Raw genomic sequence first — 25,277 nt, 5'->3', positions numbered from 1 at the left:
ATGTGGCGGGCCGGTGCGCCGGAGCGGTAAGGAGAAAACCGGCCGGTTCGTATATCTACGCCATGTGGACGGCGCAACCGTCGAATACGTGCAATGGTCCACGGAACTGCGGGGCCGCCTCCTCGGCAACCGAACCGTCGAGAACTGACCCGCGCTCGCTTGGTTCACGCGGGTGGGATGAGGTGGATCAGGAATTCTTGGTCGCGGGCGCCGGAGCAGCGGCCCTGGACTATTTCGGCGCCGTCGGTGGTGTCTTGATCGCGCAGGGCCAGGCAGTGGTTCGTGGCGGTGGTGCGGATGCGGAAGCGGGCGGCCGAGGCCGGGCCCGTCGGCTCGATGCGGAACTGCTGGGCGGGATTGTCGTCGGCGCAGTCGTCCCTGGGTTCGAGCAAGTTGTCGCCCGGCCCGCCGGCCAGGACGGTGAGGCAGCCGATGCCGTATTTCGAGTGGTGCCATTGGATCTGGACCGTGCCCTCGTCGATCGGATCGAGGTAGACCCGCGGTGACGCCGGCGTGCAGACGCGCTGGGCCGCGATGGCGGTGGGGTAGCGCTGGGTGCGGTCGCGTCCTTCGGACAGGCACAGTTCCGGCGTGCGGGCCGGTTGGATACGCACCCAGCTGCCCACGTCCGCGAGCGCCAACCCGGGCAGCGGCCGGCTCGCCGTCGGCAGCGTTTCGTCGTGGGTGTGCAGCACCCAGCCCTGCACGGCCAGCGTCCCCACGATGCCGATCGCCGCGGCGACGGCAAAGCCGACCGGCTGTAGCCAGCGCGAAAGACGTTTTCGCCGTGCCGGTTTCGTCGTCTCGACCGCTGGTTCCGGCTCGTCGGCGGGCACCCTCTCGACGACGGTCCGGACCGGCGCCTGATCACGCATGGCGAGGGACCGGCGCACCTCGAGCCACTTCTGCACCTGGGTGTCGTCGAGGCCGCAGGCGCGGGTGAACGCGCTGACGAATCGCTCCCTGGGCAGGGTGTCGCGCCCGAGTGTGGTCGCGATCGTGCTGGACGGCAACACGTCACCGGAGGCCGCGGCTTTCCCCTCCAACTGCCGGTAAGCCAGCCCGGACCACGTTTTCAGCAGCCGCAGCACGGCGATGAATTCGACAGGAGAACCGGCCCCGCCCGGCTCGGGTAGGTCACCAGGCGATGGGGCGGCCCCACCCTCCTCCGCTCGCTCCATAGCTTCCAGCATGGCAGAAGTTGCGAAACGGTATCCCCCAGATGAACACCCCCTAAGGGGTCGAACCGGTTGGAGCGCAACGGATTGCGGCGAACTCCCATGTAGTCGCTCCGGGCGCTGTCGCAAATGCGCTGCACGGCTTGTTCTTCCGGGTCGCTTCCCGGCTCCGGCGAACGTGGCGCCGGGTGGCGCGCGCCTTGCGCACCTGATGTGTGGGGAATGTGCAGCGCCGGTTGAACGCTCGTTCGCGCACTGCTTCGCACAGTCCGCGGATCGCTGTGCCGGTGCGGCGCGTCACCGCTGGCAGCCGCCGCGGCCGGGGCGATCGGTACCCGTTCGAGTGTGTTCGCGAACGGGTCCTGTGTGTCCCGAACGCGGCCTGAACAGCGAAAACCCTTGGCGGACTACACAGTCGAGGCAAGACTAGAACGACCAGTTTGCGATCACGGACCGGACACGCACCGTGCTGTCGGACGGGGTTTACCCACACGGGGGATTCGTATTCATCGTCGGCAGCCTGCTGCCCAGGGGGATTCGACATAGGAGGGTTCTGCATGAATGCCCGAGCAAGTATTCATCACGAATGGCAGGTCGTTGTCGTCGGCGCCGGCCATGCGGGTCTGTGCGCGGGAATCGCGGCGCGGCAAGCCGGCGCGGAGTCCGTGGTCGTCCTCGAAGCCGCGCCGAAGGACCTGCGCGGTGGCAACAGCGCCTTGACGAAAAGCGTGCGGTTCCCTTGGCACGAGCGGTCTTACATTGCCGCGTTGCTCGACGAACCGGACGACCGCCGCGTCGATACGTTGCTCGCGGGACGGCGGGAGTACACCGAGGACGACTACCTCGACGACTGGCTCCGGGTCTCCGGCAGCCAGGTCGACGCCGCGCTCATCGAGTCGATCATCCATCGCTCGAACAGCGCGATCACCTGGATGCACGGCCTCGGCCAGCGGTGGGTGCCGCGAAAGAATCCGTTGCCCGGCGACGTGCCGGTGGTGTTCGACGGCGGCGGGCAGGGCCTGCAGGACCGCAACTTCGATCAGTACGAACGCCTCGGCGGCGTCGTCTATTACGAGCATCCGGTAACCGGCATCGAGCCGGCGGCCGGCGGAAAGTACCGGGTGCTGGGGTCGGGATCGGCATTCCCGCTCGTCTGCGACGCACTGATCCTCGCGTCCGGCGGATTCGAAGGCAACGCGCAGATGCGCGGGCACCACCTGGGCAGTCCCTGGCGCGAGGTGAAATTACGCGGCGTGCCGTTCAACGACGGGCTGCCCTTGGCGGCGGCCATCGCACTGGGCGCGGATACGGCGGGCAACTGGCGAAAGTGCCACACCACCCCGCAGGGGACCGGATTGCCCAGCTATATGTTGCCCGGCCAGATGTCCAGATCGCACGAGCTGACCCGGTACGCCTTTCCCCGCGGCATCGTCGTCAACCGGTCCGGCCGCCGATTCTTCGACGAATGCGCCGAGTACAGCAATCTCGCCTACGTCACGCTCGGGCAGAAGATCATGGAACAGCCCGGCAAGATCGCGTTCCAGATCTTCGACAGCAAAGTGATCAACGCCGGGGGCCTGCCCGACAGCTATTTCAGCGATCCGGCGTCGATCATCGCCCCCTCCCTCGAGGACGGTGCTCGTCAGCTCGGCATTGATGCCGGCCAATTGTGTGCCGAGGTGGCGCGGCTGAACGGCGACAAGCACGCGGTCACCCATATCGACACGCCGCCGTACCTTTTCGCTCCGGTGGTCGCCGGGCTGACGTTCACCTACGGCGGACTCTCGGTGACCGAGCACGCCGAGGTGCGCGGCGGCGGCGAGCCGATCGACGGACTCTATGCCGCGGGTGTGATCGTCGGAGGACTCTACGATCAGGGGTATCCGGCGGGCACCGGATTGATGGCAGGCGCGGTGCTCGGCCGAGCGGCGGGCACGCACGCGGCCGAATACGCACGGCGTGCCGGGGCGGTCTGACATGCGCATCGTTGTCATCGGCCGCGGCATGATCGGCGCGCGGCACGCCATGTACTTCGAAGAGGCCGGCCACGAGGTGGTCACCGTCGATCGGCGACCGGGTGCGGATTTCCCGCGAATCGCACTGGTACCCGACCCGGCGCAGGTGGCGGCCTGGGTCGTCGCGACGCCGACGGCCACGCATCTGCCCGTGGTCGCCGAGCTGCTGCGGGCTCGTCCGGATGCGCGCATCCTGCTCGAGAAGCCGGCGTGCTATCCCGCCGAGTTACCCGAACTCGCGCGGCTGCTCCGCCACCATCCGCAGGCACGGATCGTCGTCAACGATGTCTACGCCTACAGCGCGGCGGTGCGGCAATTCGCCGAATCGGTGCGGCAATGCGGCCGAACGGATCCGCTCAGGAAAATAACGATCGAGTTCACCAAGAACCGGGAACTCGACGTCGCGAACGGCAGATTCGTAGATACCCGTTACGGCGAGGCCGGTTACGAGTTCTTCCACATGCTGAGCATTCTGCGGTCGATCCTGCCGCGCGAGCGGTATCGGACCTATCTGCGCACGACTCCGCTGTCGATCACGCCCGAAATGCGGGTGCGCACCATGGCAATGGAACTACCGGAGATCGAGCTCTACGCCTCGTCCCGCGGCGATATCGGGTTCGCCGAGCTGGCGGGGTTCGCCTTCCCCGGCGATCTCGCGCGGGATTGCCTGCGGCATTCGGTGATCCCCTACGGCGCCGAGATGCGGTACCGCTTCGCCGATGTGGAACTCGCGTCCGGCAGGCACGTGACGCTGGTGTTCGAGCCGCATTACGGCGTGGCCCTCGATTACAAGAACCAGCACGCCGTCTATGTCCGTGATGCCGCGGTGCGGCAGCAATTCACGATCTCCGGAAACCATTTCAAGGAGGCATTGCTCATTCAGCTGGATCTACTCTGCGGCACTACCGAACCCGTGCCGCCGATGCGACTTCCGGAGCATCGGTTCATGGCGGGTCTGGCCAGCCGCTCCATCAATATCTGAGAAATATCGCACGATCGGAAAGAGGCACCGAAATGCACACCATCGAGGAAGTTTCGAAGCTCCTGCGCGTGGCCCCCGACATGCTGGCCGAAGTCACCGACGCGGAATCGGCCCGGACCCGGGTCGCCACCTGGATCAAGTCCGAAGACGCCGCGTACCACCTGTTTTCGCAGGTGTGCCGCTTCGAGAACCCGTTCGTCGTGAGCTGGGTCCACCAGCCGGGCGAACGATCGGCGTACCTCTCGCTGGAACTGGCCGCGGAATCGCTGGACGACGACCGGCACCGCGCCTTGGTGGCCGGGGTCGTGCTGTCCACCTCGACCGCGATTCCCTACGACTACCGCGCACTCGCGGCGGAGGAACTGCGGCGGCTCGGCCCGGGGGAGTACGCCGGTGCGCTAGAGGAGGTGGTGGCCTCCTATCAGCCGCTGCCCGCGCGCAGCCTCGAAGCGAAGATCAACGTGCCCACCGACGGCATCGATCACCTCTTCGATATCCCGGAGACCGCGGCGGAGCGGATCGATCTGCTGATCACCGCCAGCACCGCGAAAACGCTGGAGAGCAGGTACCTGCTCGCCGGGCGCATTCTCGCCCAGGGCACACCGGTCGCGCCCCCGAGCACCGACGCGGAGCGGCTGATCGTCGAGGACGCCGGAACGAGCATGATCGCGCCGTCGGACTACCTGGTGCCGTGGGATCAGGAGTTCCCCGGCCCGGACGGCGCCGGGATCACGCTCGCGGAACTCATGCGAATCGTGTTGCTGTGTCCCGAATTCAAGCTGCCGGACGCGCAGGTGCGACCGATCCTGGTCGACTTCTACAAGTCCGTGCTGCGGATCAGCGGCCGTTCGATCATCGGGCTCTCCGCCGGCGTCTTCCACGTCGAGCACGGCACGCTCGCCACGCCGTCCTACTACTACCAGGGCCGCGATGCCATCCTCGGCAAGGGTTTGGTGATCGACTGCGTCGGTGGCGCGATCCTGCAGAGCGGTTCGTTCCTCGGCGGCGGATTCATGCCGATTCTGATCCACACGCACAAGCACATTCGCAAGAGCGGCGGCTCCGGCGCTTCGGAACGGAAGACGATCCAGCCCTGCATATTCGCCGCCGAGGCGGGTGCCCGCTTCCCGATGGATGCGGTCGGCTTGTTCGAGACCGTCGACTATCTCGGAAAAGACGCTCCGTTCAAGGGCATTCGGGCGATCCCGCTCTGATATCGCCCGTTCGCACGATCAAGGAGATGAATGCTGTGTGCAAAACTGATATCGCGGTCGTCGGTGCCGGCTACGTCGGACTGACGACGGCGGTGTGCTTGGCCTCGCTGGGCCATCGCGTGGTGTGCGCCGATGTCGACCCGGCGAAGATCGAAACCCTGTCCGGCGGTGCGTCGACCATCGCGGAGCCGGGGATGTGTGAACTCGTCGTGGACGGATTGGCCTCGGGGCGACTGAGTTTCGTGCTCGGCGCGAGCGCGGCGGTGGCCGCGGCCGAGTTCGTCATCCTGTGCGTCCCGACCCCGATGGGCGCCGACGGCGCGGCGGACCTGCGGACGTTGGAGTTCGTCATCGCGGAGGTGCGCGACCTGCTGCGGCCCGGCTGCGTCGTCGTGAACAAATCGACCGTGCCAGTCGGCACCGCGGTGCGCCTGGGCGGGGTGATCGGCCGAGACGACATCGCGGTCGTCTCCAACCCGGAGTTCCTGCGGGAAGGGTCCGCGATCCGGGACTTCCTGAGCCCCGACCGGATCGTGGTCGGCTCGAACGATCCCGCAGCGGCCGAACGGGTCGCCGCGCTGTACGGCCCGCTCGACGCGCCCGTGCTGCTGACCGGGGCGGCGAGCGCGGAACTGATCAAGTACGCGGCCAACTGCTATCTGGCCACTCGGCTGTCCTACGTGAACGCCATCGCGGAGTTGTGCGAGTGTCTCGGCGCGGATATCAGCGACGTGACCGCGGGCATGGGATATGACCAGCGAATCGGCAAGGAGTTCCTCCGTCCCGGGCCAGGGTGGGGCGGATCATGTCTGCCCAAGGACACACACGCGCTGTTGCGTTCGGCGGAAACGGCCGGCTGCGACTTCCCGCTGCTGCGGGCGGCCATCGACACCAACGCCAGACAGCGCGACCTGGTGGTGGACAAGGTGCGCCAAGCGGTCGGCGGCAACTTGGCCGGGGTACGAATCGGCTTGCTGGGCTTGACGTTCAAGGCCGGCACCGACGACCTGCGGGACTCGCCGGCGCTGGCGATCGCGCAGCGGCTGCTCGCCGAAGGCGCGGACGTGCGTGCCTACGATCCCAGCGTCCACGCCGCGGTGCCCGCCATGCCGGATCGCCTGCGGGTCATGGACACCGCCTACCACGTGGCACACGGCTCGGCGGCGATCATGCTGCTCACCGAGTGGCCCGAATTCCGCGACCTGGACTGGAAGCGGATGGCGGGCCTGCTCAGCGGTCGTGCGGTGATCGACGCCCGAAATCACCTGGACCCCATCGCCCTGCACCTGGCTGGCCTGTCCTGTGACCGAGTCGGCCGAGCCGGTCCGAAGCTGACCGATCTGGGGCTGGCCGGCTGACCCGAACACGGCCCGGAGCTCAGGTTCCGGGCCGTGCTCGGTGGTGCGGCCGTTTCAGCATCGCCGGAGAAGTCTCGTTCGCTCGAAGAGGGCGAGCAGGTCGCAGGCGTCGGGTTTGGCGAGTTCGGGGAAGGCGGCGACGAGGTCGGCGACGTCGACCCTGGTGCCGGTCTCGAGAGTGTTCAGCCAGCGGCAGGGCGGCAGCAGTCGCCGGTCGACGCTGGTCGTCGAAGTGGTCGTCTCGCTGAAGCCGAAGGCGGTCAAGGCTATTCGCGCGCTCGTCGCGTCCGCCGACTCGATACTCAGGCACGATTGACCGGCCCGCACAAAAGTCGTGCCGAGCTGTACGGGGTGGTCGGGCAGCGGGGCCCGGGTGAGATCCGCGATATCGATCCGGCCGACCGCGGTCGCGAAGGCGTCTCGCGCGGGGTGCAGCCAGTCGAATCCGCTGCAGTCATAAGCCGATTCACGCCAGTACGGGTCGCGCAGCAGCTCGTTGCGCAACGCGGCGAGCAGGAAATCGAGACGCAGCGGTGGGATAAGGAGAATGTGCAGGGAGATCGAATCCTGATCGGAGGCGGTCTCGTGCCAGTAGCCGCGCGGAACATGCAGTACCGCACCGGGTTCGAGGACGAACTCGGTCGCGTCGTCGGGAATGGCGGTGGGGCGCGGTCCGTCGGCGTAGAGGCGCAGCACCGGCGGCACCGACTCCTTCGTCGACCAGCCTTCCAACGGCGCCGGTGCGAACGAGTTCGGTGCGACGCGCCACGTCTTGCGGCCGCTCAGCTGCACCGTGACCACGTCGATCGGATCGAAATGCACGGCGGTCACCGCGCCGGGACGGTTGCAGAACAGTTGGCATTTCGCCGATTTGGCGGAGACGCCGAACGCGGCCGCCGCCTCGCGGGCGAACGGGTCGAACTCGGCGACCTCCTGATAGAACAGGGTCGTTCCGGCGTCGTAGAAGCGTTTGGCGGTGTCGGGCTGGATGATCGCCGAGCTGATCGCGCCGTCGAGGCGCGGGAACCACGCCGAGACCTGCCGGACCCGCTTGTCGAAAAGGTCCTGGGCGGTTCGAATATCGAGTGCCTGGCTGAGCCGCTCGGCCAGTTCGGGACGTGGCGGGGTCACCAGGGTCCGGCGGCCGAGCACGTCGCGATTGAACTCCGGCAGCGTGAGCGGCGCGAACCAGTCGGCGAAGCCGAACCCGGCCGGGGCGGCGGTCATGCCTCGTCCCGCGCCACGTTGACGAGTTCTGCCGGGCGGTTGACGAATTCGTCGACCAGCCCCGCGGACGCGATCGAGTCCGCGTCGGCGACCGCGTCCGGCACGTCGTCGTCCGCCCCGGGACCGCTGCTGACCAGTCCCGCGGGACGGTTGAGGAAATCGTCGGCGAGCCCGGCGGATATCGTCACCGACACCTCGCCGATCGGGCGAGCCGAGTAGTTCCGTTCCGCTTCCTGCTCCACGCGCACGTGGATCGCGGGCGGGACTTCCGGATTGTCCATCACGGCCATGAGCTTCCCTTTCCTCGGCTATGGGCAGGCTATCGGCCGCGACTTCCTGAGTGTGTCAAGGTAATTCGGGAAGATTCGGGAAAGTTTCCCGGGTGCTCGGGAACGGCGCCGCGCTACACTGCGGCGTCGGTATGGTGTGCTCGAGGGGCGCTAGTGGGAGGCGAAGTTCACCACCGCGATCCATTTGGTGCCGCCGGGGTAGAGCAGTCCGATACCGGCGTGGGTGTATTCGCAGGTTTCGATCTGCGCTCGATGGCCGTCGCTCTGCATCCACCAGTCGATGGTGGCCTGCGGGGTGTTCCCGGGCGGCCCGCCCGCCCAGTAGATGATTTCGCCCCAGCGGATCAACGGTGCGTATCCTGCCGCGGCGATGCGTGCGCCGCCGTCGGAATTGTCGGTGCCGGTGTGGATATCGTTCAACGGCGGGTCGGTGCCGGGCGGACCGTAATGGTCCGGATGCTCCCGGATATCGACAGCGTGACGTTCGGCCGCGACGCGCAGCTGGTCGTCACCCGACACCGGGTTGCAGCTGTGCGCCGCCCGCTTCTGATTGATCAGATCGAGCAGGTTCGTGCCCGGCACGCTTGAGGTGCCCGGGCAAGCGGTGAGCACAACGCTGGAGGCTGCGGCCAGCCCCAGCGCGGTAATGATTCGATACTTCATATCCCGATCATTCGCCGGATAGTCGCAGGTCACGCGAGTAGAGCACTACTCGAATCGGCGATGGGTGGTGCCGCACCGGCTGCGCCCGAGCGGTTGCCCGGAGGTGTCGGATACGCTGCGCCGGTGAGTGTGCGGGAAGAGGAGTACTCGGCGGCTTTGGCTGGAGATCGAATACCGTGTCACCCCGCCCGACCGGGACGACGACACGTGGCGTCCTGCTCCCGCCATCAGCGGCACCCTCGGACTGTTGTCCGCGGAACTGCACGCGGCCGGAGTCGTGCTGGATGACGACTTCGCCGTCGCTGCAGCACATTTCGAGGGTATGGGCGCACTGGCCACGCTCCGCGACTACGTCCGTCCGGCCGTATTGTCCGCTCTGACGGCGCAGGGAGAGTTGCCCACCGGCTGACCCGTTCCGCGATTACCGGCGCCGCCGTCGTAGCCCGCTGCGCCGCTTGGCGCGAGGCCGCGAAGGCGTGGTCGCGCTCATCGGGTGTGCGCCTCCTCGGTCACCAGGACGCCTGCGCGCAGGTGCAGGCGATGGTCCGCACGGGCGGCTTCCGCGGCGTCGTGGGTGGCCTGCAGCACGGTCACCCCGTCGGCGCTGATCTCGCGCAGGATGCGTGAGATCTCTTGCTGGGTAGCCGAATCCAAGCCGGCGGCCGGCTCGTCGAGCAGCAGCACCTCGGCTTCCTGCGCGAGCGCGCGGGCGAGCAGCACGCGCTGCCGTTGACCCCCGGAAAGGTCGTCCAGTCTGCGGGCTGCCAGTTCGGTGAGGTCGAGACGGCCGAGGCAGGTGTCGACGAGGTCGCGATCGGCGCGGGTCAACCGCCGCCACGGACCGCGATGCGCCCACCGTCCCATGGCCACCGTCTGGCGCACCGTGATCGGCAGCGTCGGCGGCACGCTGGTGTGCTGCACCACGAACGCGGGCCGGTGCCGGTAGGTGTGCGAGACCGTCCCCGCGGTCGGTGCGAGCACCCCGGCGAGCACCGCGAGCAGGGTCGACTTCCCGGAACCGTTCGGCCCGACGAGGGCGCTGACCTTGCCCCGGGGGATTTCGGCGGTCACGTCGTGCAGGACGGCCCGGCCGCGGTAGCCCGCGAACAGCCCGGACAGCCGGATCGCGACGGGGTCGGGGGTAGGGGACATCACACCTCACTTGTAATGACAATCATTTTCATTCTACTGTATGTCCCATGGATTGGCTGTTCGCCCCGTTCGAGGTGGCTTTTGTGCAACGGGCGCTCTGGAGCGGCCTGCTCGTCTCGGGTATCTGCGCCCTGGCCGGCACGTGGGTCGTCGTGCGCGGCATGGCCTTTCTGGGGGATGCGATGGCACACGGCATGCTGCCCGGGGTCGCGGTGGCGTCGCTGGTCGGTGGCAATCTGCTGATCGGCGCGGCGATCAGTTGTCTCGCAATGGCTTTGGGCGTCTCGGCGCTGGGCCGTAATCGGCGGCTGTCGGCGGATACCGGCATCGGGTTGCTGTTCGTCGGCATGCTCGCGGCGGGCGTGGTCATCGTGTCGCGGTCGCGGTCGTTCGCGGCGGATCTGACCGGTTTCCTGTTCGGCGACGTATTCGCCGTGCGCACAGCGGATCTGGTGTATCTCGTGGTGGCGTTGCTGCTCGCGGGCCTGCTCGCCGTGCTCGGTCATCGCGCGTTCGTCGCGTCGACGTTCGATGCGCGCACCGCGCACACCCTCGGATTGCGGCCGCGGCTCGCACACGTGACATTGGTGGGCTTGGTGACGCTGGCCATCGTGGCGTCGTTCCACATCGTCGGCACCTTGCTGGTTTTCGGGCTGCTCATCGCGCCCCCGGCGGCCGCGACCTACTGGGCCGACCGGATTCCGACCGTGATGGCGCTCGCCGCGGTGCTCGGCGGCCTCGCCACGGTGACGGGACTGCTGATCTCCTGGCATGCGGGCACGGCGGGCGGGGCCACCATCGCCGCGGTGGCGGTGGGGCTGTTCTTCCTGTCCGCACTGGCGGCGTCGATGCGTGACCGGTTGCGTGGCAAAGGGGTTCGCACTGCCGCGGCGACCGCGAGCGCGTTGGCCGTGCTCCCGCTCGCCGGGTGCGGAACGGCCACGGAGTCGCCGGCCGCGGTCGAGACGCCGCACGGTTACGTGGCCGGCGCCGAGGAGACGGCCGAGCCGCAGTCGCGGCTGGTCCTCGCCGACCGGAGCACGGGTGCGATTCAGGTCCTTGATCTCACCACCGAGAAAGTGGTGGATGCGGGTAAGGCCGAGGGCGTGCGCGCTATCGCCGGTGACGGACGCTACGGCTATGTGAGCGCGGCGAATTCGACGCGCATCGTGGACGGTGGCAGTTGGCTGGTCGACCACGGGGACCACGTGCACTACTACCGCGCTCCGATCCGCGACGTCGGTACGATCGACGGGCGGGTGAGTGCCGCGCACAGCGACCCCGCGGTGACCGCGCTGCAGCTCGACGGTGGTGCGACGTTGGTGCTGGACCGCGCCGCACTCGATCAAGGCTCGATCGTAGAGCGGGTCCGGATCGCCGATGGCGCCGCGCTGCCCTACGCCGAGCACCTGCTGGTCGTCACGGACGCCGGGGTGCAGGTGCGCACGCGCGACAACGCCGCGGTCGGTGCGATCGCCGAACCGTGCCCGGACTCGCGCGGGCAGTCGGTGACCCGCCGCGGCGTCGTATTCGGTTGTGCGGACGGTGCTCTCGTCGTGTCGCGGCAAGACGGCAAGTTCGTCGGCGAGAAGATCCGCTACCCTCAGGACGCCGCCGAGCGGGCCACGGTGTTCACCCATCGTCCGGGTAGCGCGACGCTCACGGCACCCGCTGGACAACAGGGTCTCTGGCTGCTCGACGTGCGCAAGCGGCGATGGACGCTGGCACCGATCGGCCCGGTCGTCGCCGTGAACACGGCGGGGGAGGGCGCGGCGATCCTGGCGCTGACCCCGGACGGTGTGCTGCACGGTATCGATGCCGAAACCGGCAGGGAGACGAACCGGGTCGCGTTGCTCGAGCCGCTTGCGCCGGACGCCCCCGCCCCGGTGATCCTGGTCGACACCAACCGGGCCTACCTCAACGACGCGGCCCGGCGGCAGGTCTTCGAGATCGCCTACAACGACAATCTGCGCCTGGCCCGCACTTTCGGCGTCGGCCTGGCTCCGGCTCACATGGTGGCGACAGGCGAATGAAAACCTCTATACGCCTTATCATTACGTTGTCGATGGCCCTTCCGCTGGTCGCCGCATGCGCCGGGGGCGGCGGTGACCGTACCGGGATCGTGGTAACCACCAACATCTTGGGAGACCTCGCCCGGGCCGTTACCGGAGACGCCGCCGAAGTGACCGTGCTGATGCCGCCGAATGCCGACCCGCACTCGTTCGCGGTCTCGGCGCAGCAGGCCGCGAAGCTGGATCGCGCCGCGCTGGTCGTGCACAACGGCCTCGGCCTCGAGGAAGGGGTCGCGCGGCATGTGGCGGCGGCACAGAGCGCCGGTGTCCCGGCGCTGGCCGTCGGCGAGCACGTCGACCCGATCAGCTACACCTCCGACGAATCCGCGGGCCGACCCGACCCGCACTTCTGGACCGACCCCAAGCGGGTGCGCGCGGCGGTGTCGGCGATTTCGGCGGCGGTCCTCGCGCACGTCGGCGGGGTGGACGCGGCGGCGATCCGCGCGAACACCGATCGCTATCTCGCCGAACTCGACCAGCTCGATCAGTGGGTCACCGAACAGTTCGCCGGCCTGCCAGCCGAACGGCGCAAGCTGGTCACCAACCATCACGTCTTCGGTTATCTCGCACAGCGTTTCGGCTTCCAGGTGGTCGGCGCGGTGATCCCCTCCGGGACCACCCTCGCCTCGCCGAGTTCCGCGGATCTCAGCGCACTGGCCGATGCCATCCGCACCGCCGGCGTCGGCGCGATCTTCGCCGACTCGTCGCAGCCGGACAAGCTGGCCCGCGTGCTCGCCGAGCACGCCGGTGTGCACGTGCAGGTCATCGCGCTGCACACCGAGTCACTGACCGAACCCGGCGGCGGCGCCGGCACTTTCCTGGAGATGACCCGCGCCAACACCGCGGCCATCGTACGCGGCCTCGCCGCGCCGACAGCCTGACCTTTTCACGAGAAACACGGAGTAGCAATGCATATATGGTCACGCACCGCCAAGCCGGTCGCCCTGTCCGGTATCGTCGCCGCACTCGTCGCGGTAAGTGGTTGCGGCACAGATGATTCGAAGGACACCGCGGCGCCCGCTCCGGGCGCAGAGCCGATCGCGGTCACCTACGATGGCGGCATTTACGTCCTGGACGCGACAACGCTGGCGAAGACCGGCGAGGCGCGCCTGGAGGGATTCAACCGGCTCAACCCGGCCGGGAACAACCGGCATCTGCTGGTGTCGGTCAAGGACGGATTCCGGGTGTTCGACGCGGTGACCGCCGAGTTCACCGGGACCGAGTTCCCCGCAGCCAAGCCGGGACACGTCGTGCGGCACGCGGGCCGCACCGTGCTGTTCGCCGACGGCAGCGGCGAGGTCACCACCTTCGACCCCGCCGCGCTCGGCGACGGCAAGCCGGCCACCGAGGGGTACCGCGCCGCCGCGCCGCATCACGGGGTGGCGGTGGAACTGGCGAACAAGGATCTGATCGTCACCCTCGGTACCGAGGAGAAGCGGGTCGGTGCCGTGGCATTGGACAAGCAGCGCAAGGAAATCGCCCGCAACGAGGACTGCCCCGGTGTGCACGGTGAGGCGGCCGCCAAGGATGAGGCGGTCGTGATCGGTTGCCAGACAGGCGCTCTCGTGTTCCGCAACGGCGCTTTCACCAAGGTCGCCGGCCCCACCCCGTACGGCCGGATCGGCAATGCCGCGGGCAGCGATCTCTCGCCGATCGTGCTCGCCGACTACAAACAGGACAAGGACGCCGAACTGGAGCGGCCGCAACAGGTTTCGCTCATCGATACGGTATCGGGCACATTGCGGCTGGTCGACCTCGGCACCAGCTACACCTTCCGGTCCCTGGCTCGCGGACCCCTCGGCGAGGCGCTGGTTCTGGGCACCGACGGCCGCTTGCACGTCATCGATCCCGTAGCGGGCACCGTCACCCGGTCGATCCCGGTGCTTTCGCCCTGGCAGGAACCGCTGAAGTGGCAGGAGGCGCGTCCCGCCCTGTTCGCCCGCAACGGCATGGCCTACGTGTCGGACCCCGCGACCAAACAGGTCCATCGGGTCGATCTCGCCACCGGCGCGGTGGCGGCCACCGTGACGTTGCCCGCCGCCCCGAATGAACTGAGCGGCGTCGTCGGCCACTGATAACGACAGCTCACCGCGTGCGGATACGTCGAGCGGCGTAGGAGAACAATCGCTTTCGGGGTGACGCGCATTCGGCCCGCGGCCGCGATCGTGGATGCACAGCGAAACGAGAAGCGATGCATCGACACGAACGCGGCCGCCGGCGGTGGGTGCTGTTCGCCCTCGTCCTCGGCACTCTGGTGCTGGCGGGAACGCCTACGTCGGCCGCGGATCCAGCTCAGTCCGTCGTCGGTTGGCTCGGACGGCACGCGGTCCCGCTCGACCACGTGGATCCCGCGGGCCCCGGTGACGATCTGGGGTACCTGCGCCGGTCGATCGGCGACGCGCAGATAGTGGGGTTGGGGGAGTCGATACATGGTGCGGCACAGGAGCTCAGGCTCAAACACCGCACGGTGCGCGTGCTGGTCGAACAGCTCGGATTCCGTTCGCTCGCCTTCGAAGAGCAGTGGACCACGGGACTGCAGGTCGACGAATACCTCCGCACGGGCCACGGTGATCTGGACACGATCATGAGTCAGCTGGGCGGCCAGTGGCAGACGCAGGAGGTGGCATACCTGTTGCGGTGGTTGCGTGATTTCAATACCGGACGCGTCGACAAGGTGCGGTTCACCGGCGTCGAGTACTTCGCGACGGGGCCGGCGGCCTATGACGGCGTCGAGACCTATCTTGCCGCTGCCGATCCGGAGCGGCTCGCCGAGCTCCGAGTTCACCTGCAAGCGATCCGGCCGAGCACCACCGACGTGTACGCCCACATCGGCTGGTATCAGGGTGTGCCGGACAAAACGCCCTATCTCGAGCACGCTCGTCGCGTACATCACATCATCGCTGCCGTACCGCACCAATCGGGGGACGCGGCCCATGAATTGGCGCTGCAGCACGCGCGGCAAATCGTCTCGTTCTACGAGCACTACAGTCTGCCGGCGGCCGACGGGCTCGTGTACCGGGACGCCCGCGCGGCCGAAAACCTCAGGTGGTGGCGCGAATTCACCGGAGACAAGGTCGCTTACCGGCTCCTTCGTCGACGGTGGCAGCCCGATCCAGTGGTTCGACCTGATCGTCCACTGCCAGCAGATCGATCCCGCGTTGCCGCGCTAGGCGTCTCGGTTCGGTCCGTAGAGCCGGGCGACGTCGGGGGAGTCGAGCCACTTGGAGTAGGTGGGTGACTGGGGCCAGCCGTCCGGGGAATCCTGCCATTCTTCCTGGCGTCCCCACGGCAGGATGTCGACCAGGGCGAAGGTGTAGCTGAGCTGTTCGGTGCCGCGGCCGTTGGTGTGCCAGGTGCGGAAGACCTTGTCGCCGTCGCGCAGGAAGACGTTCACCCCGAAGCCCCCGCCGGGCGGTGCGTCCACGTCGGCGCCGAACGAGCTCTCCGAGGAGGAGTACCAGTCCATCCGGTTACCGACCTTCTCCCGGTAAGCCAGCGCTTCTGCGATGGGTCCGTTGGTGACGACGACAAAGCGCGCGTCGTAGTTGTCCAGCAGATCCAGGCGGACGTACTGCGAGGTGAGCCCGGTGCAGCCGCCGCACTGCCATTCCGCGCCGTCGGACCACATGTGGTGGTAGACGATCAGCTGGGAGCGCCCGTCGAACACGTCGACCAGCCGGATCGGGCCGTCCGGGCCGATCAGCGTGTAGTCCGGGAGTTCGACCATCGGTAGGCGGCGGCGCTGCGCGGCGATGGCGTCGAGTTCACGAGTGGCAGCCTTCTCCCGCGCTCGCAGGTCATCGAGCGCGGCCTGCCAGGTCTGCCGGTCGACGACGGGAGGCAAGGCGGTGGCGGTCTTTTCAGTCATGATGTGTAGACCGGAGACGGCTGTGAAATTCATCGCTCTGAGGCATAGGATGCCGGACGCGCCGAGGGCAGCGCACATGAAGTGGCTGCCCTCGGTGTGTGTTGCGGCGTGCTCAGCGCATAGCGCCGCGGCGGCCGGTGACGAGCCCGACCAGGAACAGCAAGATCACCGCGCCGCCGAGGCAGGTGAAGAAGCTGAACCACAGGCCGCCGCCCTCGACGTCGACCCCGAGCAGCTTGAGCAGGAAGCCGCCGAGCAGGCCACCGACGATGCCGACCACGATGTTCAGCAGGATGCCCTGCTGTGCGTCGGTTTTCATGAATTTGCTGGCGATCCAGCCCGCCAGTCCGCCGATGATGATCCAACCGATGATGCCGAGTCCGAGCATTGCGAACATCCCTTTCGTGTCCAGCGGCCCCGGTGCGCGGGCCGCGTTCGTCGTCGGACATACCCCGCATGTTCGTCGTCAACCACCGATCTTCAGTCGGTTTGCCGACGGGCCGGTTCGAGGAATTCGGCCAGCGCGGCGGTGTCGTGCAGATAGCTCTCGAAGGGAAAATCGGGGTCCAGTTCGGCGGTACAGGGGTTGCGGGTGGCGTGGACGTTGTCGCGGCCCGCTTCGGTAGTGCTGACCAGGCGTCGTCGTTTGTGCGCGGGGTCGATGGCGACCCGCACGAGCCCGGCCGCTGCCAGCGGGCGCAGCGCCCGGCTGATCGCGGGATCGGACACCGCCAGCGCTTGCGCGAGCCGATGCTGGGTCACCGGCTCGATGTCCCGCAACGTCGTGAGCAGCCGCAGCTGGCGGTGACTCAACCCATAGTCGTCCATGCGCCGTCGTGTCGCCTTGTCGACCAAGGAGGCGACGCGGTGCAGCAGGTCTGCGAGTCCGTCGTCCATGTTCACGACCGGGTCAGGCCGCGCACCCGGCTGATGACGCGGCCACCGAAGGTGGCGGCGAGCGGCGCGAAAAGCCACACCACCCACACGTCGGCGGTGAGCCAGGCCAGCGCGGCGGTGACGGCGAAAATTGTTGCCACAGCGTATGACCCGTTCGCGTTCACGCGGAGGTCGTCGGCGGTGATCTGCTCGGCCAGAACGGCTTTGCGGGCCGCGATCTCCTTGACCACCGCCTCGCTGGCGAACAGTGCCGCGGCCACGCCCGCGAACATGCAGACGGCCAGCGGGTTGCCCAAAGCGCCGCCGAACACCGCGGTGACGAACGGCAGCAGCGTCGCGAACAGCAGCATCGGCGCGTGCGCGGCCAGCGTGTACCGATCCACGCGTGCCACCTGATAGATCAGCACATGGTGCCGCCGCCACACCGACCACAGCAGGAAGAACGCCACCAGCAGCGCCACGAACGAGGACCGCTCGTGCCAGAGGAATGCGGCCAGCGCGGCGGTATCGACCACATCATCGTGCTTCGGCCGCTCCAGCTCGATCACCAGGAGGGTGATCGCGATGGCGAGTACGGCGTCGACGAAGGCGCCGATCCGATGCGGCGGCCACTGCGGCTCGAGCACACCCGCGCCCCTCTGCTTCTCCATATTCCTGCCCTTCGATTCCGGTCTCCTACGTGCCTGCGTCCAAGTCTTGCATGGTTAATATTAACAATGCAATACTTGGATCGCCGACCTGCCGGCGGCGTTCGTCGCTTCGACCGAATCGGGTGACCTGGCGTTCGGCAGCTGCGCGCAAAGGACGCGCCGCCCGACATCGGTCACGTGTCGCGCCCGGCCGGCCGCCGGAAGCTAACGGTCGCGCTCGAGGATTTCGGCCAGCCGGATCGTGTCGCGCAGATAGCGCTCATAGGGAAAGCCCGCCGCGAGCAGGCCGTTGCGCAGTTCGTCGTAGAGCGGTTTACCGCTCGTGTGGAAGGCGTCGCGGCCCGCTTCGGTGGTGCTGACCAGTCGTCGTCGTCCGTGTTCCGGGTCGGGGATGATCCGGATCAGCCCGGCTGCCTCGAGCGGGCGCAGGGCCCGGCTGATCGCGGGGTCGGACACCGAAAGCGCTTGTGCCAGTTGGTGCTGGGTCATCGGCTCGTTCTCTTCGAGGGTGCCGAGCAGCCGCATCTGGCTGTAGCTCAACCCGCCGGAACTGTCCACCCGCCGTCGCGTGGCTTCGCCGAGCAGGAACACCACGCGATGCAGTAGATCGCCGAGTCCATCGTCCATGGTGCGAGTTTACCAGTATCTTTACTGGTTAATATTAACGTCACAATTCTCGGGCGTTCATTCGCCGTGCGCGCTCGCCTCCCGCCTGCGGTGCGAAAGCCCGCGTTGCCCATGGTGGCATCGGGGGCGTTCGAGGAGCGGGCGGCATTGCGGTATCTGGAACAGTAGCTGTCGTGGCAGAGGTACGAACCGCCGCGCAGTACCCGTGACTGTCCGGCGGGCGCGCCTTGCGGATCGCGCGCGTGCCGCGTTCCGGCATCGTGCCCATAGGTGTTGGGGGAGAACCGATCCGAGCACCACTCCCAGACGTTTCCTACCATCTGCCACAGCCCGTACCCGTTGGGCCGGTACGAGTGCACCGGCGCGGTCGTCAGATAACCGTCCTCCTGCGTGTTGTCGATCGGGAACCTGCCTTGCCAGATATTCGCGCGCCACTCCCCGCCGGCTCCCGGCGCTTCGTCGCCCCACGGATAGCGCGCCCCGGTGAGGCCGCCGCGTGCGGCGAATTCCCACTCCGCCTCGGTCGGGAGACGTCGTCCGGCCCACTCGCAGTAGGCGACGGCGTCGAACCAGGACACCTGCACGACCGGGTGCTCGGCCCGGTCCGCGATGCTCGAATGCCGCCCTTCCGGATGTCGCCAATCGGCGCCCCGCACATCGATCCACCACGGTGCCCGTGGGTCACTCCCGAGGAGATCCTCCGGGTCGGCGGCCACGACGAGGTGGAACACGGGGGAGGAGCCGAATATTTCTGCCGCACTGATGTATCCGGTCTCCTCCACGAACGCCGTGAACGCGGCGTTGGTGACGGTGGTCGTGTCGATCGTGAACGGTGCGAGTTCCACCGTGTGCACGGGCGTCTCCCCGTCGGCGTGGAATCCGTCGTGGTGCCGATCGCCCATCTCGAAGATCCCGCCGGGCAGGTGGGCCTGTTCGATCGGGTGCCGTGCGGGGCTCATCCGGCCGCCGTGGTCCGGGCCCGTTCGGCCAGCAGGGCGCGTTGCCGTTCGACGTCACGCGGATAGGTGCGATAGAGCAGGGTGCAGAACGCGGCGTTGACGAGCATGAGAATGCCTGGGATCCACAGCATTACCCCGCGCAGGCCGATCACGTCGGTGAGCAGTCCGGCGGCGAGGTTGAACAGCGCGTAGGCCAGGGCTTCGAACACCGACAGCAGCAATGCGAAAGCGGCGCCGCGCATTTCGGGCGGCACGACCGCGGCCACGATGGGCCGGTTCACCCCCGGGTTGAGACCCTGCAGGAAACCCAGGACGGCCCAGAAGCCGGCGAAGATCTCGATGCCGCCCCAGTCGTGCTGGGTGCCGACCAGGGCGACGACCCCGAAACCGAGCTGGGCGAACTGCAGGACGATGATGCGTCCGGTCCGGGGCAGCCGGTTCTGCAGGAAGTCGATGGCCAGACTGCCGCCGAAGGTGCCGAACAGATAGCCGATGCCGAAGGGGAGGGTGACGATCGAAGCGACCGCGGTGGTGAAGCCGTAGGTGTGTACGAGGAAGACGATGCCGAAGCTCGCGATCAACAGGTGACCCGAGATCAGCCGTTGGATCAGCATGAGCACGAACGTCGGAATCCGCAGCATCAAACGTACTTTGGCCCAGGTGATCTGGTTGTCGTCGGTGGGTGGCGCGGTGGTTTCGCTCGCGCCCACGGCTGGGTCGGTGAAGAACACGGCCAGCAGCACGGCGGTCAGCACGGTGATGGCGCCCCAGACGAAGAACCCGTAGCGCCAGCCTTCGGGCACCCGCGACAACTGCCCGATCAGCGGCCCGAGCAGCGAGCCGAGCAGCGAGATCACGCCCCAGGTGTAACCATTGGCGCGACCGCGGGATTCGTCGTCGAACAGGTCGGCGGTGATCTCGCTGGCAATCGGCAGTGCGGCGGCGATGAATACCGCCGACAGTCCGTACAGCACGATCAGCTGCGCATAATTCTGTGCGAGTCCGGTTGCGGCAGTGGCGATTCCAGCCAGACCGGAGGCGATCGCGAAGGCGATCTTGCGGTTCGTCCGGCGGGCCACCCACGCCCACAGCGGTCCGCAGACGACGCTGATGAACTTCCCGATCGAGGTCAGATAGCCGACCGCCGCCGCGGGGGCGGCGACCGCGGTGACGATGACCGGAGCGAGGGTGCTGAGCACACTGGACTCGTTGTTGTCGGCCCAGAGCGGTGCGACGACCAGGGCGAGTTTGCGCCAGCGGTGCGGGACGTGCGTAGCGGGACGTGCCGGGGTCGCCGGAACGACGGTGTGTGTCATGGTGTGCCTCTTGTGGAGTGGAGCGAAGGCCGGTCAGCCGGCGGCCAGTGCCCGATCGAGCTGAAAGAGAATTCGCCTGGTCAGCATCGGGCTGAAGTCGGCCAGGTCGAGCAGGGTGGCCGAGCCGGTCTGCGCGGCGATGTCGGCGACCGCCGGGCCGAGCGCGGCCTCGACGATCGCGCGGGTGCTCGCGGCGGCGAGCAGATCGGTGATCGGTGTGTTCACGCCCGGGCGTCCGGTCGGAAAGTCCGCCGGGACCGGTAGCGGGGCAACGGCTTCCAGATAGGCCTGCAATTGCGCACGGGCCAGTAGATGCCGGGAATCGGCGGGCCCGTCGAGTGGCAGGCCGAGCCGGGTGAACTGGGAGTCCGGCGCGTCGTTCGCCCGCATGAGTTCCAGCAGGAGCGTGACCATGCGCAATTCGAGCTCGTCATCGATCAGCGGATTCTCTTGGTGCGGATCGTTTTCCAGGTCGAACAGGGCCGTACCGAAGGTGAACGGATCGCCGACGGCGAAGCCGGGCATCCGCAGCACCGGGACATTCTTGGTGAACGGGAGCGGGTCGACGAGCTGTGCGTTCGCCAATTCCGCCGGGGTGAAACGGGATGCCATGTGCGTTGGCATCAGGGTGTGCTCGAAAAGCGGCGCGTTGCCCGGTGCGGCCGGGGCGCGCAGGTACACATACCGCCCGTCGGTGACGTTGACGTGTCCGCCGAAGATGCCGAACAGCGCGCCGGCGCGATGGGTGCCCGGTACCGGTTCGCGCAGCAGCGGCAGCAGGGACCGCCCGCGCATGTCCGGGGTCGGCTCTAGGCCGAAGAAGTCCAGCAGTGTGGGACCGAAGTCGATCGTCTGGACCAGTTCCGGGCAGGTGCCCGCCTGCGTACGGGCCACCGGATCCCAGACGAACAGCGGCGTATGGATGTTCTCGTCGTACCAGGGCTGCACGTTCTTGCCCCACCAGCCGTGCTCACCGAGCAGGAACCCGTGGTCGGTGCACACGATCAGCAGCGTGTCGTCCCACAGGTTCAGCTCGTCGAAGAGGTCGAGGACCCGGCCCAGCGACGCGTCGCACATGGTCAGCAGCGCCGCGTACTCCGCCCGCGCGCGCTGCACGGTTTCCGGATCTTCGGTCGCCCGTTTGTAATCGGGCCACGCCGGGGCATCGCCAGGGGTGTTCAGGGCAGGGTAGTGGCGCTGGTGTTCGCGGTGGGAGAAGTACGGCTCGTGCGGGTCGAAGCACTCGATCTGCAGGAACCACGCGTCTTCGGTGTGATTGGCGCGGAGGAACTCGAGGCCGGCGTGCACGGTCCGGATCTGTGGGTGGTCGGCGGCTTCGGTCAGGTACTGCCGGTTCACCAGATCCTGGCGCCACAGCTGGTGGCGGACCCGGCGCGGGCTCTGCGGTTGCGGTGGATCGGCGACCTGGCCCTTCCACGCGTCGCCCTCTTGCCCGCGGAAGAACTCGAAGGTGCGGAACCGGGTGTGGTAGGTCGCGCCGCCGTCCTCCCAGTAGTGCGGATGGTCGGTCACGAGGTGCGGGTATATCTCTGCGGCGGAAAGCATTTCGGGCACGGAATCGTCGAAGGGCTCCAGCGGGCCCCAGGATCGATGCAGGAAATTGTGGCGTCCGGTGTGCATTTCCCGGCGGGCGGGCATGCACGGCATCGAGCCGCCGTAGCAGTGGTCGAACCGCACGGTGTGCGCGGCCAGCCGGGTGAAGTTCGGGGCGTGTACCCAGTCTGCGCCGTAGGGCGGTAGGAGCCGGCGGTTGAGACTGTCGAACAACATCAGGACCGCGCGCATCAGCTGCTCGCCTTCGACCGGCCGGAGCGCTCGGTCGCCGCGGCGTCGGCGCGGGCTTGCATCAGGTCCTGCAACTGTTCGAGCCACGCGATCCACTCATCGATCTGCCGCTCGCCCTGGTGCCGGATCTGATGGGCGATGAAATCGAGTGCCTCGGCATCGATTTCGGCGCGGTCGGCGTCGGTTTCGGTGTCGTACGGGCGGTTTCGGTTGAGCCGCACCTGTTCCCGTCGCGCGGCCAGTTCTTCGCGCACGAGGTCGAGAATGCCGGGTTCGCGCAGCATCATGCCCACGCGGAGCCGGAATGCGAACTCCGGATCCTGGAATCGGCGCGGCGGCACGTACGAGGACCGCACCCAGTGCCGCAACCGTTGCATCCCGGCGTCGGTGACGGTGTAGATCTTCGCGTCCGGTCCGCCGTCGCGAGGATCGGTCCGCGACTCGACCGAGCCTTCGGCCTGCATCCGGTTCAGTTCGCGGTAGATCTGGCTGCCATGGCGGTCCAGGCCGACGAACTTGCCTTCCACCTCGCACCACCGCTTGATGTCGTAGCCACTCATGGCCCGGGCTGCCACCAGCCCCAGGAGCGGAAATTCGAGCTTCATCGCGCCCTCTCTGACTTAGGTGCTTTTGCACCTAGGTGCAAAAGCATATAGCGCCGTCGGCGGGTGCGCTACCGGAAGGCGTTGGTGTGAAGGCGATTTCGGGCGTGTCGGCGAAATGTCGAACTCGCGGCGTGTCTCGGCGACCTTGTCCTGCGGTAGCTACGCGTCTGCGGCGGCTCGAATGCCGATGGCACCGATTCCGCCGCTGATCACGACCGGGCTGTTCAAGCCCGCAGGCTGCCGACCTCCTGTGTGGAGTTGCTCGATGGGCCTGTGGCGGTTGCGGTTTGGCTGGCGGCAAGTCGCTGCGAGTACCAGGCGAGGACGATCAGCACCCCCGGGAAGAGCAGGTCGCAGACCAGGACGCCGCCGGTGTTGCCCGGAGCGTGGTCGCCGTGCGCGAACCACTGGTAGACGTGTCCGATCAGCGCGCCCCACAAGAACATTCCGGCACCGAGGCCGACGGTGATGCGTTCGCGGGCAGTGGCCGAGGGCGAGGCGGCGCGGAAGCCCATCACGGCGAGTCCGAGGTTGGCGAAGGCGATTTCGAACTGGAACGGCGAGGCGGTGAAGCCGATGGCCGACGCCATCTGTTCCGGGATGGTCAGGAACGCGACCGTCATCCACAAGCTGCCGACGCCCAGGGCTGCGACGGCCCACCACCGCTGCCAGGTCTCCAGCGTGGCCTGCCGGGAAGTGCTGTGCCGAGTCCGGACGGCAGCGCCGACGACCGCGATGAGCGGCCAGATCAGGGGGAAGGCGGTCTGTGTGAGGTAAGTCGATGTGCTCATGCCTAGAGTCTTGCATAGTTAATATTAACCGCGCAAGACTTGCCGGGAATCCACCCCGTCGGGTGGTAGTGGTGGCGTTCGGCATTGCCGACAATGGTGGGTGGTCTTGCGGTAGGGAGTCGGTCATGGACGAGCGGTCACCGAATCGGTGGATGGTAAAGACGATTCGCCGGGTGACGGGCCGAGCGCCTGTCGCCACGGTCGAAAGCTCTGCGAGACAGCGCGCGGCCGCGCCGATCGCGGTGGCGCCGGGCCGACTGCCGGTGCTGGGGCATCTGGTGCCGTTGATGCGAGATCCGTTGGGCTTCATGGCTTCTCTGCCCGCGCACGGCGACCTGGTCGGGATCGGGCTGGGACCGATGACGGCGGTGGTGATCTGCGATCTCGAACTGACCAGGCAGGTGCTGCGTCAGGACCGCATCTTCGACAAGGGGGGGCCGCTGTTCGACAGCGGGCGCGAGCTGGTCGGGGAGGGCCTGGCGACGTGCCCGCACGCGAAACATCGACGGCAACGCCGCCTGCTGCAACCAGCGTTCCATGCGAAGCGCCTCACCGGGTACACGCCCGTGATGGCTCAGAAGATCGCCGAACTGGTCGACTCCTGGCCGGACGGACAGGTCGTCGATGTGAAAGCCGAACTGCACACCTTCGCCGCCCGCGTGATCGCGGCGACCCTGTTCGATCAGGCGATCTCGGAGGTGACTCAAGAACGGCTACTCCATGACGTCGAAGCCGTTTTCGCCGGTGCCATGCGGCACGCGATCGTGCCGGAATGGATGCGCCGGTGGCCGATCGTGGGCAACCGGGCCTGTATCGACGCGGCGGCCGAGGCGCGGGCCATCCTCGGGGAACTGGTGGCCGCGCGCCGCGCCGCCGGCGACGATCGCGGAGATCTGTTCTCGGCCTTGGTATTTGCCCAAGACAGTCAGGGCGGCGGGCAACTGACCGAGGGCGAGATCGTCGATCAGGTGCTCACGTTCTTCTTCGCGGGCACCGACACCAGTGCCGCGACCTTGGCGTGGGCGCTGATCCTGCTCGACCGGCACCCCGAGTTCGCCGCCCGCGTGTATGCCGAGGTCGACACCGTGCTGGCCGGCCGCCCCGCGGTCAGTGCGGACCTGCCGAGCCTGCAATTCACCGGCCAGGTGATCGATGAGGTCCTGCGCCTGCATCCACCGGGCTGGCTGCAGACTCGGACGGTGACCGAGGACACCGAACTCGGCGGGCACTCGCTGGTCGCCGGCACCACCGTCATCTACAGCTCGTACCTGATCCAGCATCGGGCCGACCTGTACCCCGACCCCGAACGTTTCGATCCGGACCGCTTCGCCCCCGACCGCGGCACGCCACCCGCGCGTGACGCGATGCTGCCGTTCGCCGCCGGCGCCCGCAAATGCATCGGCGACACCTTCGCCCTGGCCGAAGCCACCCTCGCGCTGGCGACCATCGCCGCTCGATGGCAGCTGCACACCGTCCCCGGTACCGACACCAGCCCCACCCTGGCCGTAGTGCCCCAACCTCGGCAACTGCGGATGCAAGTCACCGCCCGCGCACCCCAGACCACCCGAACCAGCAGTACAGCGTGAGCGTGCTGGGTTGGGGCGAGC

General features: G+C 67.7%; 24 protein-coding genes and 1 pseudogene. 10 read left to right on the top strand and 15 right to left on the bottom strand.

Annotation, left to right across the window (positions count from 1 at the left end; translation table 11 throughout):
* Positions 1–164 precede the first annotated feature (164 nt).
* A complete protein-coding gene (locus TY25_RS24075; protein WP_226887396.1) occupies positions 165–1,181 on the bottom strand; it encodes an RICIN domain-containing protein in 1,017 nt (338 codons plus the stop codon).
* Positions 1,182–1,735: 554 nt separating this feature from the next.
* Here TY25_RS24075 and TY25_RS24070 point away from each other — a divergent pair.
* The 4 genes from TY25_RS24070 to TY25_RS24055 are packed head-to-tail and all read left to right on the top strand — an operon-like array spanning position 1,736 to position 6,747.
* Positions 1,736–3,154, top strand: a complete 1,419-nt coding sequence (locus TY25_RS24070) for an FAD-dependent oxidoreductase (protein ID WP_081869063.1) — start codon at positions 1,736–1,738, stop codon at positions 3,152–3,154.
* 1 nt (position 3,155) lies between these two features.
* Entirely contained in the window at positions 3,156–4,175 is a 1,020-nt protein-coding gene (locus TY25_RS24065; protein WP_042259428.1) for a Gfo/Idh/MocA family oxidoreductase, read from the top strand.
* A gap of 32 nt (positions 4,176–4,207) precedes the next feature.
* Positions 4,208–5,389, top strand: coding sequence for a hypothetical protein (locus TY25_RS24060; protein WP_042259427.1), 1,182 nt, complete (start codon positions 4,208–4,210; stop codon positions 5,387–5,389).
* A 35-nt stretch (positions 5,390–5,424) separates the two neighbouring features.
* Positions 5,425–6,747: a UDP-glucose dehydrogenase family protein gene (locus TY25_RS24055; RefSeq protein WP_081869062.1), complete on the top strand. Its 1,323-nt coding sequence runs from the start codon at positions 5,425–5,427 to the stop codon at positions 6,745–6,747.
* A gap of 54 nt (positions 6,748–6,801) precedes the next feature.
* Here the strand turns inward: TY25_RS24055 and TY25_RS24050 are convergent, their stop codons facing one another.
* The 3 genes from TY25_RS24050 to TY25_RS24040 form a co-directional block, all read right to left on the bottom strand.
* Positions 6,802–7,974 carry a JmjC domain-containing protein gene (locus tag TY25_RS24050; protein ID WP_042259421.1) on the bottom strand — a complete coding sequence of 391 codons (1,173 nt, stop codon included), beginning with the start codon at positions 7,972–7,974 and terminating at the stop codon, positions 6,802–6,804.
* Positions 7,971–8,264 (bottom strand): hypothetical protein, encoded by a 294-nt coding sequence (locus TY25_RS24045; protein ID WP_042259419.1) that lies wholly within the window; start codon positions 8,262–8,264, stop codon positions 7,971–7,973. Before TY25_RS24045 ends, TY25_RS24050 begins: the two co-directional genes overlap by 4 nt.
* Positions 8,265–8,414: 150 nt before the next feature.
* Positions 8,415–8,927, bottom strand: coding sequence for a CAP domain-containing protein (locus tag TY25_RS24040; protein WP_146154005.1), 513 nt, complete (start codon positions 8,925–8,927; stop codon positions 8,415–8,417).
* 127 nt (positions 8,928–9,054) lie between these two features.
* Between TY25_RS24040 and TY25_RS24035 the strand changes: the two genes are divergently transcribed.
* Complete coding sequence (locus TY25_RS24035) at positions 9,055–9,336, top strand: hypothetical protein (protein WP_042259417.1); 282 nt, start codon at positions 9,055–9,057, stop codon at positions 9,334–9,336.
* Positions 9,337–9,413: 77 nt separating this feature from the next.
* Here TY25_RS24035 and aztA read toward each other — a convergent pair whose 3' ends face one another.
* Positions 9,414–10,079, bottom strand: coding sequence for a zinc ABC transporter ATP-binding protein AztA (aztA, locus tag TY25_RS24030; protein ID WP_042259416.1), 666 nt, complete (start codon positions 10,077–10,079; stop codon positions 9,414–9,416).
* A 47-nt stretch (positions 10,080–10,126) separates the two neighbouring features.
* On the opposite strand from aztA, the gene aztB reads away from it, so the two are divergent.
* From aztB to TY25_RS24010, 4 genes are all read left to right on the top strand, one after another.
* A complete protein-coding gene (aztB, locus tag TY25_RS24025) occupies positions 10,127–12,112 on the top strand; it encodes a zinc ABC transporter permease AztB (protein ID WP_042259414.1) in 1,986 nt (661 codons plus the stop codon).
* 32 nt (positions 12,113–12,144) lie between these two features.
* Positions 12,145–13,032 (top strand): zinc ABC transporter substrate-binding protein AztC, encoded by an 888-nt coding sequence (gene aztC, locus TY25_RS24020; protein ID WP_226887395.1) that lies wholly within the window; start codon positions 12,145–12,147, stop codon positions 13,030–13,032.
* Positions 13,033–13,059: 27 nt separating this feature from the next.
* Complete coding sequence (gene aztD / locus TY25_RS24015) at positions 13,060–14,226, top strand: zinc metallochaperone AztD (RefSeq protein WP_042259411.1); 1,167 nt, start codon at positions 13,060–13,062, stop codon at positions 14,224–14,226.
* 116 nt (positions 14,227–14,342) lie between these two features.
* Entirely contained in the window at positions 14,343–15,389 is a 1,047-nt protein-coding gene (locus tag TY25_RS24010) for an erythromycin esterase family protein (RefSeq protein ID WP_042259408.1), read from the top strand.
* Here TY25_RS24010 and TY25_RS24005 read toward each other — a convergent pair.
* The 10 genes and pseudogenes from TY25_RS24005 to TY25_RS23960 form a co-directional block, all read right to left on the bottom strand.
* A complete protein-coding gene (locus TY25_RS24005) occupies positions 15,318–16,019 on the bottom strand; it encodes a DUF899 domain-containing protein (protein ID WP_042259406.1) in 702 nt (233 codons plus the stop codon). The two genes, TY25_RS24010 and TY25_RS24005, sit on opposite strands and share 72 nt — an antisense overlap.
* Before the next feature lie 112 nt (positions 16,020–16,131).
* A complete protein-coding gene (locus TY25_RS24000) occupies positions 16,132–16,407 on the bottom strand; it encodes a GlsB/YeaQ/YmgE family stress response membrane protein (protein ID WP_042259404.1) in 276 nt (91 codons plus the stop codon).
* A gap of 92 nt (positions 16,408–16,499) precedes the next feature.
* Entirely contained in the window at positions 16,500–16,916 is a 417-nt protein-coding gene (locus TY25_RS23995) for a MarR family winged helix-turn-helix transcriptional regulator (RefSeq protein WP_042259506.1), read from the bottom strand.
* 2 nt (positions 16,917–16,918) lie between these two features.
* Positions 16,919–17,566 carry a TMEM175 family protein gene (locus tag TY25_RS41865; RefSeq protein ID WP_042259402.1) on the bottom strand — a complete coding sequence of 216 codons (648 nt, stop codon included), beginning with the start codon at positions 17,564–17,566 and terminating at the stop codon, positions 16,919–16,921.
* Between the two features lie 204 nt (positions 17,567–17,770).
* Positions 17,771–18,193: a MarR family winged helix-turn-helix transcriptional regulator gene (locus TY25_RS23985; protein WP_042259400.1), complete on the bottom strand. Its 423-nt coding sequence runs from the start codon at positions 18,191–18,193 to the stop codon at positions 17,771–17,773.
* A gap of 71 nt (positions 18,194–18,264) precedes the next feature.
* Positions 18,265–19,152 (bottom strand): annotated as a pseudogene (locus TY25_RS23980) (formylglycine-generating enzyme family protein); the annotation flags it as partial.
* Positions 19,149–20,468 carry an MFS transporter gene (locus tag TY25_RS41860; protein WP_052383157.1) on the bottom strand — a complete coding sequence of 440 codons (1,320 nt, stop codon included), beginning with the start codon at positions 20,466–20,468 and terminating at the stop codon, positions 19,149–19,151. The pseudogene TY25_RS23980 and the gene TY25_RS41860, both read right to left, overlap by 4 nt.
* 33 nt (positions 20,469–20,501) lie before the next feature.
* On the bottom strand, positions 20,502–22,274 hold the full coding sequence (locus tag TY25_RS23970; protein ID WP_042259398.1) for a sulfatase family protein: 1,773 nt from the start codon (positions 22,272–22,274) through the stop codon (positions 20,502–20,504).
* Positions 22,274–22,879, bottom strand: coding sequence for a PadR family transcriptional regulator (locus TY25_RS40725; RefSeq protein WP_081869061.1), 606 nt, complete (start codon positions 22,877–22,879; stop codon positions 22,274–22,276). Before TY25_RS40725 ends, TY25_RS23970 begins: the two co-directional genes overlap by 1 nt.
* Positions 22,880–23,103: 224 nt before the next feature.
* Positions 23,104–23,670, bottom strand: a complete 567-nt coding sequence (locus tag TY25_RS23960) for a DUF6790 family protein (RefSeq protein ID WP_042259396.1) — start codon at positions 23,668–23,670, stop codon at positions 23,104–23,106.
* Positions 23,671–23,843: 173 nt separating this feature from the next.
* Here TY25_RS23960 and TY25_RS23955 point away from each other — a divergent pair, with 173 nt between their 5' ends.
* A complete protein-coding gene (locus tag TY25_RS23955; protein WP_226887393.1) occupies positions 23,844–25,256 on the top strand; it encodes a cytochrome P450 in 1,413 nt (470 codons plus the stop codon).
* Positions 25,257–25,277: the final 21 nt, after the last annotated feature.

The organism is Nocardia brasiliensis NBRC 14402, assembly GCF_000308475.2.
Lineage (GTDB): Bacteria > Actinomycetota > Actinomycetes > Mycobacteriales > Mycobacteriaceae > Nocardia > Nocardia brasiliensis.
Note: the sequence above shows the minus strand (reverse complement) of the source record. Positions and strands in the feature narration are given on the sequence as shown.